Origin of the sequence: Polaribacter sp., assembly GCF_051251875.1 — a bacterium.
GTDB lineage: Bacteria > Bacteroidota > Bacteroidia > Flavobacteriales > Flavobacteriaceae > Polaribacter.
The window spans coordinates 1-16,427 of sequence record NZ_JBPOGL010000044.1 but is presented as its reverse complement, the minus strand read 5'-3'; the positions used below and the strand labels follow the sequence as shown (position 1 = coordinate 16,427).

The window sequence follows — 16,427 nt, the reverse complement described above, 5'->3', positions numbered from 1 at the left end:
ATTTAGAAAGATCTTACCAAGAATTTACTGTTTTAATAATGGTCTCTTAATTCCTCAAAAACAGCTTGCATTTTCTTTTTAACATCAGCATTAGAATGCATAAAATGATTATTCATATAACTAAATATTAATACTTTACCAGAGTTTGTAATTAAATAACCACTAAGATTATAGTTATTTCCTAAAGTGCCAGATTTTGCATGAATATAAGGTTTTTGGTTGCCAGAAAACCAATTTTTTAAAGTGCCAGATTCTCCGCCAACAGGAAAAAATTGAAACAACCTTTCTTCCGGAATTTTTTGGTACAACTTTGTTAAAACATCTACAAAAGAAATGGGTGTAAACAAGTTATATCTGCTTAAACCAGAACCATCTACCCAACGTGGTTTCTGTTGTAAATCTTTTAATTGATTTTCTAACATATAGTTTCTTGCATTTGCAGAACTCAAAGTGTCTGAAAGAGTAGAAGATGCCAAAATTAAAATTTGTTCTGCCAAAAAATTATCGCTTATTTCCATCATTCTTTTAAACAAAGAGTCTTTAGGAATTCCATACGCAATTGTAGAAGGATGAATATTAGATTTTTTCAAAATTGAAACTTTGTTAGGTGCTATCGCATTCCAAAGGTTTTCAAGTAAAGAATCGCTCATAATCATTGGAATTTCCGTTTCCTTTGTTCTATTTTTTCCAAAATAAAACATGTTTTTATATTCATCTCTACCGTAAAAGCCGTCTGTAATATTTAATTTTTCTTTATAATATTCTGGAAACACTTCTAAAGAATCTTGTTTCTGAACAGTAACCACATTTCCATAGATTGGTAAACTACTTCTTTCTGCACTAAAATAACTATCAAAATCTTCCCAAGCCCAACCAGGTCCGTATCTTTTATCAGAGATATTATCTACAATTAAATGAACTTTTTTGTAGTTTTTAATCATTTTTAAAGCCGTACTATCTTTAAAAAAAGGGTGTAAAAAAGTTGGATCTCCTGTTCCTTGAATGGTAATAGTATCTTTATTTACCGCATATTTAAAGGCAGGAATAGCATCTGACAACAACTCTAAACCTGTAAATAATGTAAAAATTTTTGTGTTGCTTGCGGGTGTAAAATACTTTTCGCCATTGTAATTATAGAGTACTTTATCTGCTGAAACATCATAAATGTAAATGCCTGTAAATTGATTATTAAAAAAAGAAGTAGCCGTTGTTTTTTTAATTTTTCTAGCGGTTTTAGCCGTTTTACAATGAGAAAAAAATACCACAATCAATAAAAGTATGACTACTTTTTTTAACATAAAAAATCTTTTTTAATAATTCTTGTTTGTAAATAATAAATAAATATACTTGTAAAGTAAATATATTGAATAAATATTTACCTTTGCAATATGAATTCAATTCTTTTATTTATTTCTGGTCCTGAAATTATGGTTGTCATGTTAATTGTGGTGATGGTTTTTGGTGCTGATAAAATTCCTAAAATTGCGAGAGATTTAGGAAAAGGTATACGTCAAGTAAAAGACGCAACCAACGATATTAAAAATGATATCAAAGAAAGTTCTGATAAGCATAAAATTGATACCGATATTGCCGGAGACATCAAAAATCAACTAAAAGATGTAAAAGGTAATATTGATGATATTACGGGTCCTATAAAACGTAACATGTAGTTTATAAGACAGTTACAAAGAATAAAACAGTTTTACAGTGTTCATATTCTTGATAAGCTTTTCTTAGAGATGTTTCTTACAATACATCTACTAGAATTCTTAGTTTATTTTACCCTACTAATGGTTAATCCATCTCTTATTGGTAACAAAACTGATTCAATTCTATCATCAGAATTTAATAGTTTATTGTAGGCTAAAAGTACTTTTGTGTCGTTATCTTTTGGATCTAGTTTTTCTACAACTTTACCACTCCACAGCACATTATCCGATAAAATAATACCGCCAGAATTCATTTTATCAATTATTAAATGAAAATAATTGATGTAATTAGACTTGTCTGCATCAATAAAAACCAGATCAAACTTTGTATCAATTTCCGGAATAATTTCTATAGCATTTCCTACAAATTGTTCAATTTTATTGCTATATCCAGATTTTTCGAAATACTTGTTCTGAAGCGTTTCTAATTCTTCATTCTTATCAATTGTAAAAATTTTTCCGTTTGCATTCAATCCTTCGGCCAAACACAATGCAGAATATCCTGTATAGGTTCCTATTTCCAAAATGTTTTTAGGTTGAATTAGTTTTGAAATCATAGACAAAATTCTTCCTTGAAAAGCCCCACTTAACATTCTTGGATTTAATACTTTTTGCCAAGTTTCTCTGCTTAATTCTTTTAAAATTTTTGGCTCTTGTTGTGAGTGTTCTACAACGTAATTATCTATATTTTCTGGTAAAAAGTACATCCGATAGCTGGTCTAACGCAGTTAAGACCTTTAAGTTTCCTATAAAAACCTCTCAACTGCGCTTGAGAGATCTAAAAGCTAAAATACAAAAAAACGGAATCTATATTTCTATAAATTCCGTTCAATCTAACAAAAAATCAAAAAATGTAATTTTTAAAAAAATTACGAAAAAAATTTATTTATCTAATTCCTTTAACCTTGCTTTTAAAGCTTCTTTCTGCTCTAATGTTAAACACTTGTTGTGGTTTTTACAAGTGTTTGCTTTGGTTTTGTAAATTTTAGATAATAACGTATTTTGTTTTGTATATAAAGAACAAATATTACACCTTAAAAAATGAATTTTAAGCAATACTATTTCTGATATTGATACTTTTCCGTACTGACTTTTATCACAAATTGTTGTGGCTTGGTCGCAAGATATTTTAAATTTCTTAAACATGTACTAATTATTAAACCAATTATCTTCCATACATCTTCTTAACTGTGTTCTTGCTCTATGAATGATAACCCATAAATTTGACGCAGTAATATCTAACTCCTTACAAATTTCTTCAGTTTCAAATTCTTGAATGGTTTTCATTCTAAAAACCATGGCATATTTTTCTGGCAAATTATCTATACAAGCTTCTAATTGATTTTTCAATTCTTCATTTTCAATATTGCTTTCTGAGTCATTACTCCAGCTTTGTGGCACGCGTTCTTCAATCCAATTTCCTTCATTCTCTCCATCACTATAGAAATTCATTCTAACTTCAGCTTTCCCTTTATTAGAATTTATTTTTCTGTAATAATCTATTATCTTTCTTTTTAAAATAGAAATTAACCAGGTTCTTTCCGTAGATTTTCCTTGAAAATTTTTGGCAGATTTTAAGCCTGCAAAAAAGGTGTCTTGTACCAAATCTTTAGCTGTATCACTATTATTTACGCGTACAACAGCATAATTAAACATATAATCTGCATAATTATCTATCCATTTACTAGAATCAAGTGTTGCCTTTTCTTGTACCATCTGAGAATTAAAAACCAAATATAGAACTATTTTTTAATTATTATAACCTAACTACTCCCTCTTGTACATATATCAATTAAATAAAAATTAATGCAGTAAAAATTTATGAAATAAAAGCTGTAATTATATCAATTTTTAAACCAAAATACCATTATTTTCTAAGGATCGTTTTCACAATTTTACGTTGTACTTATACCTTTTGATTCTTAAGGTAACGTATTTTGCATAAAATGATAAAACTAACTAAAAAACTTCTTATAATTATAACAAGCTCTCTAATTAACCAAATTTTAACTAGTACAATATCTCTTGATATTTCTTACATTTACGGCAATAAAAAACAATAAAAGTATGTCAGCAGCAAAAAAAGAATATAAAAAAGTTACGGTAAAATCTTTGGTAGATATGAAGAAAAATGGAGAAAAAATTTCCATGTTAACCGCGTATGATTTTACCATGGCAAAAATTTTAGATGGCGCTGGTATTGATGTGCTTTTAGTAGGAGATTCTGCTTCAAATGTAATGGCGGGTCATGAAACTACGTTGCCTATAACCTTAGATCAAATGATTTATCATGCTAGTTCTGTTGTAAGAGCAATTAATAGATGTTTAGTGGTAGTAGATTTACCTTTTGGTAGTTATCAATCAGACCCAAAAGAAGCCTTGCGTTCTGCCATTAGAATTATGAAAGAAAGTGGCGGACATTCTATTAAATTAGAAGGTGGTAAAGAAGTAAAAGAATCTATTAAACGTATTTTAAATGCCGGAATTCCTGTAATGGGGCATTTAGGGTTAACGCCACAATCTATCTATAAATTTGGTACGTATACTGTAAGAGCAAAAGAAGAAGAAGAAGCAGCACAATTAATGGAAGATGCTTTAATGTTAGAAAGATTAGGTTGTTTTGCAGTGGTTTTAGAAAAAGTACCTGCTAAATTAGCAAAAGAAGTAGCAGATGCTATTTCTATTCCCGTAATAGGTATTGGCGCAGGAAATGGTGTAGATGGACAAGTTTTGGTTACACATGATATGATAGGAATGACGCATGAGTTTCACCCAAGATTTTTAAGACGTTATTTAGATTTATACAAAGACATGACAAGCGCTTTTGAAACCTATGTTGATGATGTAAAAAGTGGCGATTTTCCGAACGATAAAGAACAGTATTAATTTAGAATATTAGACTGTTGAATTTTTAGATAATTGATTTTTAAAATTTAATATTTCGCTAATGATCTACATATCTCACACTCTAAAAATCTAGAAATCCAAACATCCAACAATTTACCAATGAAAATACTTCACCTAGACTCAAACCATTCCCTTTTAATACATCAATTAAATGATTTAGGGTATCAAAACGATGAAGATTACACTTCTACAAAAGAACAAATTATTGCTAAAATTCACTTGTATGATGGTTTTATCATTAGAAGTAGGTTTTCAATTGATAAAAATTTCTTAGACAAGGCCACAAATCTAAAATTTATTGGTCGTGTTGGCGCTGGTTTAGAAAACATAGATTGTACATATGCAGAAAGCAAAGGAATAACATTAATTGCTGCACCAGAAGGAAATAGAAATGCTGTTGGCGAACATTCTCTAGGAATGCTTTTATCCCTTTTTAACAAACTAAACAAAGCAGATAAAGAAGTTAGAAATGGAAAATGGCTGCGCGAAGAAAATCGCGGAATTGAACTAGACGGAAGAACTGTTGGTTTAATTGGATATGGAAACATGGGAAAATCTTTCGCAAAAAAACTACGCGGTTTTGATGTAGAAGTTTTATGTTATGATATAAAACCTAATGTTGGAGACGCTAATTGCAAACAAGTTTCTTTATCTGAATTACAAGAAAAAGCAGGTATTTTAAGTTTACATACGCCACAAACTGCTCTTACAGAAAACATGATAAATACCGATTTTATCAATGGTTTTAAAAATAATTTTTGGTTGATAAATACCGCACGCGGAAAATCTGTAGTGACCAAAGATTTGGTTTCAGCACTAAAATCGGGCAAAATTTTAGGTGCCGGATTAGATGTTTTAGAATATGAAAAATCATCATTTGAAAACCTATTTTCTGATGCCAAAATGCCAGAAGCTTTTCAATATTTAATAGATGCTGAAAATGTATTATTATCTCCGCATGTTGCCGGTTGGACCGTTGAAAGTAAAGAAAGATTGGCACAAACAATTGTAGATAAAATCAAAGAAAATTTTGTTAAATAATTTTGTTTTTGCCTTTTTAATACTATTTAAAAACAATCAACAACCTTCTTCTAGTTTGTTATTTCCACCTTTTTGGGAGAAATAACATAAGGTTTGTATTGTATTGTAATATCACTCTTATGAGATTTCTCAATACTTTGAAATGACAAAAGTGCGGTAGTTTTTAGCAAAAATTATGGATTTAGAAACAGATTGATAAATCATAAAATTTTATTAACTTGTATGTCTATTTATTTTAACAACCAAAAATTATGCAATACAAAGCCACATCACCGGAAGAATATATTCCTCAAGTACCTAAAGAACGTAAAAGTGCATTACAAAAACTCAGAAAAATAATCAAAGAAAACCTACCAAAAGGTTTTGAAGAAGGCATGCAATACGGTATGATTGCTTATTATGTTCCTCATTCAATCTATCCTTCAGGTTATCATTGCAATCCAACAGAGCCGTTACCGTTTATGAGTTTTGCTTCGCAAAAAAACTCTGTAAATTTATATCACAGCGGCATTTATGCCATTCCGGAAATTCATGATTGGTTTGTAAAAGAATATCCTAAACATAGTTCTAGAAAATTAGATATGGGAAAAAGTTGTATCCGTTTTAAAAAAATGGATGACATTCCGTTTGAACTAATTGCTGAATTATGTAAAAAAATAACCGTTGAAGATTGGATAAAACATTATGAAAACAACATCAAAAAGAACTAATAACTGATTGTTAAATTCATATCAAAATACTTATAAATCTAAAAATAAATGAAAAGAGTAACAGGAATTGGCGGTTTATTTTTTAAATCTGAAGATGCCAAAGCAGCAAAAGAATGGTATAAAAATCATTTAGGATTTAATACAGATGATTGGGGTTGTACTTTCTGGTGGAAAGATGCTAATGGCAATAAATGTTCTACACAATGGAGTCCGTTTGATAAAGATACTAAACATTTTGAGCCTTCAAAAAAAGACTTTATGTTTAATTATAGAGTTGAAAATTTAGTGGAATTATTAGCAGAATTAAAAAAAGAAGGTGTTACAATTGTTGGTGAAATGGAAGAATACGAATACGGAAAATTTGGTTGGATTCTAGATAATGAAGGCAATAAAATAGAACTTTGGGAACCAATAGACCAAGCTTTTGAATAAAATATAATTACAAAACATACATTTAAAACCAATAAATTATGAGCAAAACTGATAATAATCTAGGGAATAAAAAAGGTTCAAAATCAATATCTGAGGAAGCAAAAGAAACCATTGAAAAAAGTCAGAAAAAAACATCTGAAATAAAAGACAACGCAAAAGAGGCTTTTGAAAACACAAAAGAAAAAATTAGTGAAACTTTTTCTGATGAAAACATAGAAAACCTTAAACATAAAGCTGGAGAATTTACTGATTCTGCAAAAGAAAAAGCGTCTGAATTTGCCGAAGATGCCAAAGAAGTTTTTGAAAAATCTAAAGAAAAAATTAGCGAAACTTTTTCTGATGAAAACATAAACAAAGCCAAAGAAAAAGTTGGAGAATACACGGAAAAGGCAAAAGAAAAAGCAACTGAATTTGCCGAAGATGCCAAAGAAGCTTTTGAAGACGTAGGAGAAAAAGCATCTGAGTTAGCTGGTGAAGCTGCAGAGCATTTGGCTGATTTTGCCGAAGATGCAAAAGAAGAAATTGAAGAAGTGAAAGAAAAATCTAAAACCTTTTTTCAACGTTTATTTGGAAAATAAAACCAAAAAGAAAATATGCGTTTTTTATCTGAATACCCAACAGAAGTTCTTATCCTATTTTTTTTAATAATCACCTTTGTACTTTCTAGTTTAGAAAAAATTTTAGATTGGAGCGGAACAGTAAGTTTTATAGAAAATCATTTTATAAACTCTCCCTTAAAAAATAAAGTTCAACCATTATTAGCAATTGTTTTAATTATTGAAATAGCTGCTTGTATTTTAATGATTCTTGGCGTGTACCAACTTTACACTTCCGGAGTTAAAGAAATTGCTTTATTGGGAATTGAGCTTTCTGCGCTCTCCATTTTATGTATGCTTATTGGGCAACGTTTGGCAAAAGATTATGCGGGAGCAATGTCTTTAGCTGTCTATTTTATCATCACAGCATTTGGAGTTTTTCTTCTAAATAGGTAAATTCTATAAATATAGAATAATAATAAATAAAATCTATAAAAAAACCTCTTAAAACAAGCGTTCTAAGAGGTTTTTAAGTTTTTTTAATATATTATCTCACATTCACTGTTAAAAATAAAAATAACAGTATTTAAAACAAAAATTAGCTATTTTTTATAACATAAATTAATGAAGAATACTCCTTTGAGGTTTTCGCTTTAGAATTTGAGAGAAAACCTCTGTACAATGCCTGAAACGGATTTGTTTTTTTAGACTTATATTTTTCACTTAAAAGAGACACATAATACGCATCAAATTTCATGGGAATTGTTTTTTCCACACTCATATTTACTTCAGAAAATAATGTATGAATTGAATTTTGAGAGAAATGCCATAAATGCCTTGGTACATCAAACGCCGCCCAAAACTCTTTATAATAATTAGCGTCGTAACTTTTGTAATTAGGAACCGCAATTACCAACCTTCCATTTTCAGATAAAAGATTTTTTAAGGTTGCCATATATTCTTTTAAATTTTCTACATGTTCTAATACATGCCAAAGTGTAATAACATCAAATTTTTCATTTTTAAATTCTGATAAATTTTCCTTTAAAAAAACACCTTTTACCGCTGCAATATTTATAGCGTCTAAACTTGGTTCAACTCCAGAAACATTCCAATTATTTTCTTTACATGTTTTTAAAAAATCTCCTGTTCCTGCACCAACATCTAAAATATTTTTAGTGGAAGTTTTAAAGGAATTCATCAACTTTAGTTTTCTTTTTAAAGTGATAAATTTTACAGCTTGATACACTTTATCAAACAAACTTTTTTTACTATCGGTATGAGAAATATAATCTTTGCTTTTGTAATAATCTTCTAAATTTTCAGGAACAGGAACTGTTACCAACATATCATAAATAGCATTCTTTTTTACCTCATACTTTTCTTTAGAAACCGTATAGTCTATACAGTCTAAAAATGGTATTAAATTTTCATAAATTTTCTGTGTTTCCCCCAAAATTTTAATTTGTTTATGATCATGTTCCTCGTGGAACATCCTCTAAATTATTAATTATTTACCTTCCCATATACACCAATAAAACGGAAATATCACTGGGGGAAACACCACTAATTCTACTAGCTTGTGATATTGATGTAGGTTGAATTTTACTTAATTTTTCTCTAGCTTCAAAAGATAGAGATTTTACTTTTTGATAATTAAACTTAGAAGGAATCATTACATTCTCTAATCTATTTAATTTATCTGCATTATTCTTTTCTTTTTCTATATAACCAGAATATTTTAAATGAATAACGGCTTGTTCAATAGCTTCTTTATCAATTGCATTTTCTTCTAAAAAAGTACTTAATTTTTTTACATTTTTAAAATCAGAAAACTCTAATTGTGGCCTTGCTGCAATTTTATAAAGTTTCATAGATTGATTAATCAACGCTAAATTTTTAGCTTCAAGAATAGGATTAATCTCCTCTTGCTTTACACTTGTTTCTTGTAAAAATTTAATTAATAAAGCTGCTTTTTCTTGCTTCTCTACCACTCTATCTAATCTTTCTTTTGATGCCAAACCTAATTTAAAACCAATGGGGGTTAATCTTAAATCTGCATTATCTTGTCTTAACAACGTTCTATATTCTGCTCTAGAAGTAAACATTCTATATGGTTCTTCTGTACCTTTTGTAATTAAATCATCAATTAAAACACCTATGTATGCTTCGTTTCTTTTTAAAACAAATGGTTCTTTTTCTTGCGTTTTTAAAGCAGCATTTACCCCAGCCATTAATCCTTGTGCAGCGGCTTCTTCATAACCCGTTGTTCCATTAATCTGACCAGCAAAAAATAAATTCTGTATTAACTTTGTTTCTAAAGAATGCTTTAATTGTGTTGGTGGAAAAAAATCATATTCTATTGCATAACCATATCTTAAAAACTTTACGTTTTCAAAACCAGCTACAGAACGTATTGCTTTATCTTGAATATCTTCTGGAAGTGAAGTAGAAAATCCATTCACATACATTTCACAAGTTGTCCAACCTTCTGGTTCTATAAACATTTGATGTCTATCTTTAGTAGCAAATCTATCTATCTTATCTTCTATAGACGGACAATATCTTGGTCCGGTAGATTTAATTCTACCATTAAACATTGGCGATCTATCAAAACCTGTACGTAACAAATCATGCACATCTAAGTTGGTATACGTAAGCCAACATGAACGTTGTTTTTGCAATGGTTTTGTGGTTGGCAAATAAGAAAATTTCTCAGTAATTTCATCTCCAGGTTGCTCAATCATTTTAGAATAATCCAAAGATCTACCATCTACTCTTGGCGGAGTTCCGGTCTTCATTCTTCCAGATTCAAAACCTTTAGCAACTAAGTCTTCCGTAATTCCTGTAGAAGCTCCTTCTCCTGCTCTACCGCCTCCAAAACTTTTATCTCCAATATGAATTAAACCGTTTAAAAACGTACCTGCTGTAATAACCACTGTCTTCGATTTAATTTCTAAACCTAAGGTAGTTTTTACTCCAACAATTGTATCACCATCAAACAATAAACCATTCACAGAATCTTGATAAAAGTCTACCTTTTCAGTTTCCTCTAACATGGTTCTCCAACATTCTGCAAACTGCATTCTGTCTGATTGAGCTCTTGGACTCCACATAGCAGGTCCTTTAGATTTGTTTAACATCTTAAACTGAATAGCTGTCTTATCAGTAACAATACCGCTATAACCACCTAAAGCATCAATCTCTCTTATTATTTGTCCTTTTGCAATACCGCCCATGGCAGGATTACAACTCATTTGTGCAATATTTTGTAAATTCATTGTAATTAACAAAGTGTGTGCACCCATGTTTGCAGCAGCTGCAGCAGCTTCACTTCCTGCGTGACCACCTCCTACTACTATTACATCATATGTTGTTGAAAATAAACTCATTTTTCTATGGTTCCACGTGAAACCCTGCTTTATATTAAATTGATAATTCTACTATTTAAACGCTAACAATGCTTTATTCTCAGCTGCCCTCATCTTACTTATTTCTTCTTCAGATTTATCTTTATAACCCATATAATGTAATACACCATGAATCATAACTCGATGCAATTCATCTATAAAAGTTTCCTTAAATTCTATGGCATTTTCTGCTACTCTTTCCACAGAAATATAAATATCTCCACTTACTAATTTACCCAAAGTATTATCAAAACTTATTACATCCGTAAGCGTATCATGTTGCAAAAAATCTACATTTAATTTATGAAGATACACATCATCACAAAAAATATAATTGATTTCACCAATACTAAAATCATGATTTGAAACAACAGTATCAATCCAATATTCTAGGAGATTTTCATTATCTAATTTAAAATCTGTCTCGTAATTAAACGTCACCATACCTACTCTTTTTTAATGTCAGAAAAATAAGCTCTCACTTTCTTTTTATAATTTTGCTGCAAAGGTAATGATTGTCTATTTAATATTTCTGTTTGATTGTAAAACTGCTTTTTAAATTGAATTGCTTTAATAGTACGCTTTTGAAATTCTTTTAGATTTGCATTCGATTTCCGTTTACTATCCTCTCCTTGTTCCAAAGTAGCTTGATCTAACTTTAATAATTCGTAGTTCAAATCTTGCATCTTTTGAAGTGTTTGATTATTAAATCCTTTTTCTAAAATCTCATTTTCCAATTCCTCCATCTTCTTTAAAGCTTTTCTTGCTTGCTCATTTATACCATTTCCTTCACCTTCCGATTTACCAATCTGTTCCTGCAAAGCTTGTCTTAATAAACTTTGTTCTTTATAAATTTCATAAATCTGTCCGTCTAAATCATCATTAGAACCTCCTTCTCCCTCTCCTTTTTTACCTTCATTAATTCCTGATTTTTTTCCATTTCCATCTTCTCCCTTTCCCTCTTTTCCATCAGCACCTTGTTTACCCTTACCTCCTTTATCACTTTTTTCTCCGTCTTTTCCTTGTTTTCCTTCACCCTTTTTATCCCCAGGTTTTTGACCTTTCTTCATTCCATTTTGCATCTTTTCAGACAAATCTCCTTGCTTCTTAATTAAATCTGGTAAACTAAAACCACCTCCTTTTCCCTTCTTTCCTTTCCCCATTTTCATAGACATAGAATTTTTCATACTATTTAAAATATTACTTAAATAGTCTGCTAAATTATTTACAGATGTCATTACATAACGTTGATTAGAAACTCCATTTGCAAAAAGATTCTCAGAAAAATGATGTAAAGATTCTTCTAAATTATAATGCGTTGTTGACAAATCATTTTTAATCTTAGCAGAAATTTTTGGTAAACGCATAGACAATACATACAAGCTATCATCTATGTGTTCAAAATATGTTTTTAATTGATTTTGATCTTTTAAATCCTTTCCAAAATCTGGATGCGTAGTAGAAATTTCTTCAAACTTGTTCATTAATAATTCTTGTTTAAAAGAAAAGATTACCAAGTTTTCAAGAATTTTACGCAAATCATCCATGTTTTCTTCCATAGATTCTCCTTCCATTTCCATCATAGCTTGTTGCATTTTAGCACTCATTTCCTTCATTTTTTCTGAAGCTTTTTTCTGATGTTTTTTTGCGTCTGATGATTGTTCTTTAGAAATGTTATCTTCAGATTTTTTTAACTCACTATCCACATCTTCTTTTTCATCTTCCACATCCGGAAGCTCCATAGGATCTTTTAATTTCTGATTGTCTTTATCAAGCTCTTCTAATTCCTTTTTTAATGAGTCAAATTCTTTTTTTACTTCGTTTTGTTTCTTTAAAATATCCTCATCTTCCTTTACCACTGCTTCTTGCTTCTCTGCTAATTTTTCTATTTTAGCAGCAATTTGCATTGTTTTTTGTTCAACATAAAAACGTTTGGTTAATTCTAAAATACGTTCTAAACTTCTTTCTTGCTGTTTGTTTTGTTGTGCTAATTCTTTGGCTTTTTTTAAGAGATCATCTTTATTCAATTTCTCTCCCATCTTCTGAATTTCATCTAACAACTTTTGTTGTTTTTCTAACTTCTTTAATTCCTCTATACGTTCTTTTAATGTTTCTTTTTTGTTTTGAAGTTCTTCATTTTCTTCCTTCCTTTCTTCAAGATTTTCCTGCAACTTATCAGATTGACGCTGCATCATTTTATTATATTGATTCTGTCGCTCTACAAATTTCTGAATCTTCTTTTTATCATTCCAGTTTATGTTTTTCTTTCCTTGTAAATCTTTTTGAATCTGTTCTAAATTCTTCTGATTATTCTGTTGTTTTTTAATAGAATTTTCTAAATCATGAATCGTATTTTTTTGTTCTTGCAGCAATTCTTCTTCTACTTCATTGGAAGTTTTTTCTCTATAATTAAAAATTTTACTCGTTGTTTTTTTACTTCCGTTTACGGCATCATTATCAAAAACTTGAAAAAAGAATTCATAATTCATTCCTTTTTGTAAATCCAAACCCATCGGGAATTGATAAAAGAATGTTTGAATGTTTTCTTTAGAAATATTTAAATCATAGTTTTTTTTAAGTTCAGGATTTGATTCGTTATAATATATTAGTTGTAATTTTTTGATTCCATAATCATCAGAAATTTGACCAGCAAATTCAAAAGTTCCACGTGAAACACTATCCATATTTGATTGCACAGAAATCACCGGAAATTCATCTTTTACAACATCCACAGAAAATTGTAGTTTTTCAAAATCTCTTAATTCTTTGTTCGATGATGAAATTTGATAATTTATTGTTTTTCGAATCTTTTTAGAAAAGGTAAAATTATTCAACCTATTTGATTCAAAAAAAGTTCTACTTTCATTATTGATAAAAGCAATAGAATCTGTTTGATTTGTCTGAACATTCCAATGAATAATTGTGCCCTCCGGAACCAAAATATTACCAGCATTTTTAATTGTTTCATTTCTTTTTCCAATATAATTCGGATATTTTAAATCTAAAGAAATACCGTTTATAGTTGGCGTACGAATTACATCAATTGTATACGCTTGCGATTGTACCCCATTAGCCCTTATATAAAATGCAATTGGATTTTGAACATCAGTAAACGTATACGAAAATGTTCCGTTGCCATTATTTTGTAAATAATAATGTTCATTATTAAAAATAACTTCTGCTGTACTTGGCAGCACTTTACCTTCTGTGGCTATAGAAATTGTAATAGATTTTCCTTGAATTACTTTTAAATTAGTATTTACTAAAGAAAACGCAAAAGGCGCCGGCGGAATGTACGCAATATTATGATTTACAACTCGTTGCAAACTTTGAGTAAGTGCACCATTAGTACCTGTAAATAAGATAATTAACCAAATAAAAATAGGTATAACAGCATATTTTAAATACTTTTTATTTCGCCTAAAATCTACAGCCTTAACAAAGGAAATGGGTTGTAATTCCTTGGCTTTTTGATCTATACTTGCCAATAACAAATCAGACTGATTGGAATTCTTCTTTAATTGTAAAATATTCAATAATTTATCTTGAACCTCAGGAAAATGATTTCCAATAATTTTTGAAGATTGCTCAAACGTAATTCCTTTTCTTAAACCAATCAACTTAGAAACAGGAATGGCAATAAATCTAATCAACAAAAAGATTTGAACCAATAAAAATAACCAAAACAAAATAGTTCTAGCAGTTGGTTGTAACCATAAAAAATATTCTAAGAATACTGTAAAAAAAAGATATAGAAATCCTAAAGAAAGAAATAGAATACTTCCCTTTATCAATTCACTAGTATAATATTTTCTTGTAAATTGATGTAATTTTTGCTCTATGTTTTTAAATCCGCTCATAAGTAACAAATAAAAATACTCTTTTTAAAATACAAATGACATCAAATAATTGTTAAAGTAATTATTGTAAGTAATCATCATCTCTTACCACTAAGTTTAAAACTTAATAATTACATCAAAAATAATCAAACTAATTTATGAAACCCATTACAACAATTCTAGTTTTACTAATAAGCTACACTGCGTTTTCCCAAAGTCCTTGGACCCAAGAAAAAGGAAAATTTTATACACAGGTTTCCTTTTCTACCATTCCTAGTTACCATACTTTATTTGGCGATCCTGATTATGAAATACAAGGAGATATTACAGATAACACTTTACAGTTTTATGGTGAATATGGACTATCTCAAAACACCACATTACTTGTAAATATTCCTTATAAAATAATTAAACACCAAGGTATTGTAAATCCTTGTTTGGTTGGTAACTGTCCGGAAAGTACAAATAAAGAAAACGCCTTAGGAAATGTAGAAATTGGTTTGAAACATAATTTCTATAAAAAAAATTGGTTGCTTTCTGGTCAATTATCGGTTGAAGCAAATACTAGTTCCTTTGATGATACTTCCGGAATAAGAACAGGATATGATGCCTTTACTTTTACTCCCCTATTTCTAGCAGGAAAAAGTTTTGGTAAGAGTTATTTACAAACATTTATGGGTGTAAATATTAGAACAAATGATTACAGTTCTAATTTTAAAATTGGTGGAGAATATGGTGCAAAAATTACAAAAAGTATTTGGTTAATTGGTTTTGTAGATGTTTCAAAATCTTTTGAGAATGGCAATATTGTAGAACCTAATTCTAATTTAGCAACCGGTTTGTATGTTAACAACCAAGAATATGGTGTTGTTGGTTTAAAAGCCATCGGAGAATTTTCTGATAATTTTGGAATTACAGCAAGTTTACCAGCCGCTTTTTTCGGAAATAATGTTGCCAAACAAATGGCATTATCTGTTGGTCTTTATAAGAAGTTTTAGAATTTAACCACTAACTAAAATTTAGGAAGTATATCAACCCCTTAAGGTTTTAAAAACCTGAAGGGGTTTTTCTTTCGATGAAACATTTAAAAAAATAGCAATCCACAAAAAAGGTATATATATTTTCTTTTCTCCAATTTCTATTCTCTCTTTTAAAAACTATCTTTGCAACCACAAAAAATAAAAAAGATGGAATCTAATGTACGTGTTCGTTTTGCACCAAGTCCTACAGGACCTTTGCATATTGGTGGTGTAAGAACAGCTTTATATAATTATTTATTTGCTAAAAAATACAACGGAACTTTTGTATTACGAATAGAAGACACAGACCAAACACGTTATGTTGCCAATGCAGAACAATATATAATAGACGCTTTAGAATGGTGTAATATTCCTTTTGATGAAGGCCCAGGAAAAAACGAAAAATTTGGTCCTTACAGACAATCAGAACGTAAAGAATTATACAAACAATATGCAGATACACTAATTGAAACTGGTTGGGCATATTATTGTTTTGATTCTCCAGAAGCATTAGATGCGGAAAGAAAAAATCATGAATCAGAAGGAAAAACATTTATATACAATTGGCATAATCGCGCAAAAGGACGTTTGGTAAATTCTTTGGTATTATCTGAAGAAGAAGTACAAAACAGAATTAATTCTGGCGAAAATTATGTAATCCGTTTTAAAACGCCACAAGATGAGCTTTTAAGAATGGAAGATGAAATTCGTGGAAATATTAGAATTGATACCAATACTTTAGATGATAAAATTTTATTTAAAGGAGACGGAATGCCAACCTATCATTTAGCAAATATTGTTGATGATCATTTAATGGAAATCTC

At 29.6% G+C, this 16,427-nt stretch carries 17 protein-coding genes; 9 read left to right on the top strand and 8 right to left on the bottom strand.

What is annotated here, in order from left to right; genetic code table 11:
• Nucleotides 1-32: 32 nt before the first annotated feature.
• Nucleotides 33-1,298 carry a D-alanyl-D-alanine carboxypeptidase/D-alanyl-D-alanine-endopeptidase gene (locus ACSHW5_RS15360; protein ID WP_435677032.1) on the bottom strand — a complete coding sequence of 422 codons (1,266 nt, stop codon included), beginning with the start codon at nucleotides 1,296-1,298 and terminating at the stop codon, nucleotides 33-35.
• 90 nt (nucleotides 1,299-1,388) lie between these two features.
• Here ACSHW5_RS15360 and ACSHW5_RS15355 point away from each other — a divergent pair, with 90 nt between their 5' ends.
• On the top strand, nucleotides 1,389-1,670 hold the full coding sequence (locus ACSHW5_RS15355) for a Sec-independent protein translocase subunit TatA/TatB (protein ID WP_435677031.1): 282 nt from the start codon (nucleotides 1,389-1,391) through the stop codon (nucleotides 1,668-1,670).
• Between the two features lie 104 nt (nucleotides 1,671-1,774).
• On the opposite strand, the gene ACSHW5_RS15350 is transcribed toward ACSHW5_RS15355, so the two are convergent.
• From ACSHW5_RS15350 to ACSHW5_RS15340, 3 genes are all read right to left on the bottom strand, one after another.
• Nucleotides 1,775-2,416, bottom strand: coding sequence for an O-methyltransferase (locus ACSHW5_RS15350; RefSeq protein WP_435677030.1), 642 nt, complete (start codon nucleotides 2,414-2,416; stop codon nucleotides 1,775-1,777).
• Between the two features lie 175 nt (nucleotides 2,417-2,591).
• Complete coding sequence (locus ACSHW5_RS15345; protein ID WP_435677029.1) at nucleotides 2,592-2,855, bottom strand: hypothetical protein; 264 nt, start codon at nucleotides 2,853-2,855, stop codon at nucleotides 2,592-2,594.
• 3 nt (nucleotides 2,856-2,858) lie between these two features.
• On the bottom strand, nucleotides 2,859-3,425 hold the full coding sequence (locus ACSHW5_RS15340) for a sigma-70 family RNA polymerase sigma factor (RefSeq protein WP_435677028.1): 567 nt from the start codon (nucleotides 3,423-3,425) through the stop codon (nucleotides 2,859-2,861).
• A 351-nt stretch (nucleotides 3,426-3,776) separates the two neighbouring features.
• On the opposite strand from ACSHW5_RS15340, the gene panB reads away from it, so the two are divergent.
• The 6 genes from panB to ACSHW5_RS15310 all read left to right on the top strand — a co-directional run bounded on the left by panB (nucleotide 3,777) and on the right by ACSHW5_RS15310 (nucleotide 7,791).
• Complete coding sequence (panB, locus tag ACSHW5_RS15335) at nucleotides 3,777-4,595, top strand: 3-methyl-2-oxobutanoate hydroxymethyltransferase (protein WP_435677027.1); 819 nt, start codon at nucleotides 3,777-3,779, stop codon at nucleotides 4,593-4,595.
• A gap of 120 nt (nucleotides 4,596-4,715) precedes the next feature.
• Nucleotides 4,716-5,657, top strand: coding sequence for a 2-hydroxyacid dehydrogenase (locus tag ACSHW5_RS15330; protein ID WP_435677026.1), 942 nt, complete (start codon nucleotides 4,716-4,718; stop codon nucleotides 5,655-5,657).
• Between the two features lie 251 nt (nucleotides 5,658-5,908).
• Nucleotides 5,909-6,367, top strand: a complete 459-nt coding sequence (locus ACSHW5_RS15325) for a DUF1801 domain-containing protein (protein WP_435677025.1) — start codon at nucleotides 5,909-5,911, stop codon at nucleotides 6,365-6,367.
• A 48-nt stretch (nucleotides 6,368-6,415) separates the two neighbouring features.
• Nucleotides 6,416-6,799: a VOC family protein gene (locus ACSHW5_RS15320; RefSeq protein WP_435677024.1), complete on the top strand. Its 384-nt coding sequence runs from the start codon at nucleotides 6,416-6,418 to the stop codon at nucleotides 6,797-6,799.
• A gap of 38 nt (nucleotides 6,800-6,837) precedes the next feature.
• Nucleotides 6,838-7,377, top strand: coding sequence for a hypothetical protein (locus ACSHW5_RS15315; RefSeq protein WP_435677023.1), 540 nt, complete (start codon nucleotides 6,838-6,840; stop codon nucleotides 7,375-7,377).
• A gap of 15 nt (nucleotides 7,378-7,392) precedes the next feature.
• On the top strand, nucleotides 7,393-7,791 hold the full coding sequence (locus ACSHW5_RS15310; RefSeq protein ID WP_435677022.1) for a DoxX family protein: 399 nt from the start codon (nucleotides 7,393-7,395) through the stop codon (nucleotides 7,789-7,791).
• 142 nt (nucleotides 7,792-7,933) lie between these two features.
• On the opposite strand, the gene ACSHW5_RS15305 is transcribed toward ACSHW5_RS15310, so the two are convergent.
• Genes ACSHW5_RS15305 through ACSHW5_RS15290 form a run of 4 tightly spaced genes read right to left on the bottom strand, consistent with a single transcriptional unit; the run spans nucleotide 7,934 to nucleotide 14,605 of the window.
• The gene (locus tag ACSHW5_RS15305) at nucleotides 7,934-8,830 is read right to left on the bottom strand and encodes a class I SAM-dependent methyltransferase (protein ID WP_435677021.1); all 897 of its coding nucleotides are present in this window, start codon (nucleotides 8,828-8,830) and stop codon (nucleotides 7,934-7,936) included.
• Nucleotides 8,831-8,849: 19 nt separating this feature from the next.
• Nucleotides 8,850-10,727 (bottom strand): tRNA uridine-5-carboxymethylaminomethyl(34) synthesis enzyme MnmG, encoded by a 1,878-nt coding sequence (gene mnmG, locus ACSHW5_RS15300; RefSeq protein WP_435677020.1) that lies wholly within the window; start codon nucleotides 10,725-10,727, stop codon nucleotides 8,850-8,852.
• A 51-nt stretch (nucleotides 10,728-10,778) separates the two neighbouring features.
• Complete coding sequence (gene ybeY, locus ACSHW5_RS15295) at nucleotides 10,779-11,189, bottom strand: rRNA maturation RNase YbeY (RefSeq protein ID WP_435677019.1); 411 nt, start codon at nucleotides 11,187-11,189, stop codon at nucleotides 10,779-10,781.
• 2 nt (nucleotides 11,190-11,191) lie between these two features.
• On the bottom strand, nucleotides 11,192-14,605 hold the full coding sequence (locus tag ACSHW5_RS15290; protein WP_435677018.1) for a DUF4175 family protein: 3,414 nt from the start codon (nucleotides 14,603-14,605) through the stop codon (nucleotides 11,192-11,194).
• A gap of 137 nt (nucleotides 14,606-14,742) precedes the next feature.
• On the opposite strand from ACSHW5_RS15290, the gene ACSHW5_RS15285 reads away from it, so the two are divergent.
• Nucleotides 14,743-15,582, top strand: a complete 840-nt coding sequence (locus ACSHW5_RS15285) for a hypothetical protein (protein ID WP_435677017.1) — start codon at nucleotides 14,743-14,745, stop codon at nucleotides 15,580-15,582.
• A gap of 189 nt (nucleotides 15,583-15,771) precedes the next feature.
• A partial coding sequence (locus ACSHW5_RS15280; RefSeq protein WP_435677016.1) for a glutamate--tRNA ligase occupies nucleotides 15,772-16,427 on the top strand: 656 nt, incomplete at its 3' end.

Excerpts from the sequence above, each read along its gene's own strand:
- ACSHW5_RS15350 (WP_435677030.1), bottom strand. The coding sequence starts at position 2,416 with ATGTACTTTTTACCAGAAAATATAGATAATTACGTTGTAGAACACTCA.
- ACSHW5_RS15320 (WP_435677024.1), top strand. The coding sequence starts at position 6,416 with ATGAAAAGAGTAACAGGAATTGGCGGTTTATTTTTTAAATCTGAAGAT.
- mnmG (WP_435677020.1), bottom strand. The coding sequence starts at position 10,727 with ATGAGTTTATTTTCAACAACATATGATGTAATAGTAGTAGGAGGTGGT.
- ACSHW5_RS15305 (WP_435677021.1), bottom strand. The coding sequence starts at position 8,830 with ATGTTCCACGAGGAACATGATCATAAACAAATTAAAATTTTGGGGGAA.
- ACSHW5_RS15330 (WP_435677026.1), top strand. The coding sequence starts at position 4,716 with ATGAAAATACTTCACCTAGACTCAAACCATTCCCTTTTAATACATCAA.
- ACSHW5_RS15340 (WP_435677028.1), bottom strand. The coding sequence starts at position 3,425 with ATGGTACAAGAAAAGGCAACACTTGATTCTAGTAAATGGATAGATAAT.
- ybeY (WP_435677019.1), bottom strand. The coding sequence starts at position 11,189 with ATGGTGACGTTTAATTACGAGACAGATTTTAAATTAGATAATGAAAAT.
- panB (WP_435677027.1), top strand. The coding sequence starts at position 3,777 with ATGTCAGCAGCAAAAAAAGAATATAAAAAAGTTACGGTAAAATCTTTG.
- ACSHW5_RS15290 (WP_435677018.1), bottom strand. The coding sequence starts at position 14,605 with ATGAGCGGATTTAAAAACATAGAGCAAAAATTACATCAATTTACAAGA.
- ACSHW5_RS15345 (WP_435677029.1), bottom strand. The coding sequence starts at position 2,855 with ATGTTTAAGAAATTTAAAATATCTTGCGACCAAGCCACAACAATTTGT.
- ACSHW5_RS15310 (WP_435677022.1), top strand. The coding sequence starts at position 7,393 with ATGCGTTTTTTATCTGAATACCCAACAGAAGTTCTTATCCTATTTTTT.
- ACSHW5_RS15355 (WP_435677031.1), top strand. The coding sequence starts at position 1,389 with ATGAATTCAATTCTTTTATTTATTTCTGGTCCTGAAATTATGGTTGTC.
- ACSHW5_RS15315 (WP_435677023.1), top strand. The coding sequence starts at position 6,838 with ATGAGCAAAACTGATAATAATCTAGGGAATAAAAAAGGTTCAAAATCA.
- ACSHW5_RS15325 (WP_435677025.1), top strand. The coding sequence starts at position 5,909 with ATGCAATACAAAGCCACATCACCGGAAGAATATATTCCTCAAGTACCT.
- ACSHW5_RS15360 (WP_435677032.1), bottom strand. The coding sequence starts at position 1,298 with ATGTTAAAAAAAGTAGTCATACTTTTATTGATTGTGGTATTTTTTTCT.
- ACSHW5_RS15285 (WP_435677017.1), top strand. The coding sequence starts at position 14,743 with ATGAAACCCATTACAACAATTCTAGTTTTACTAATAAGCTACACTGCG.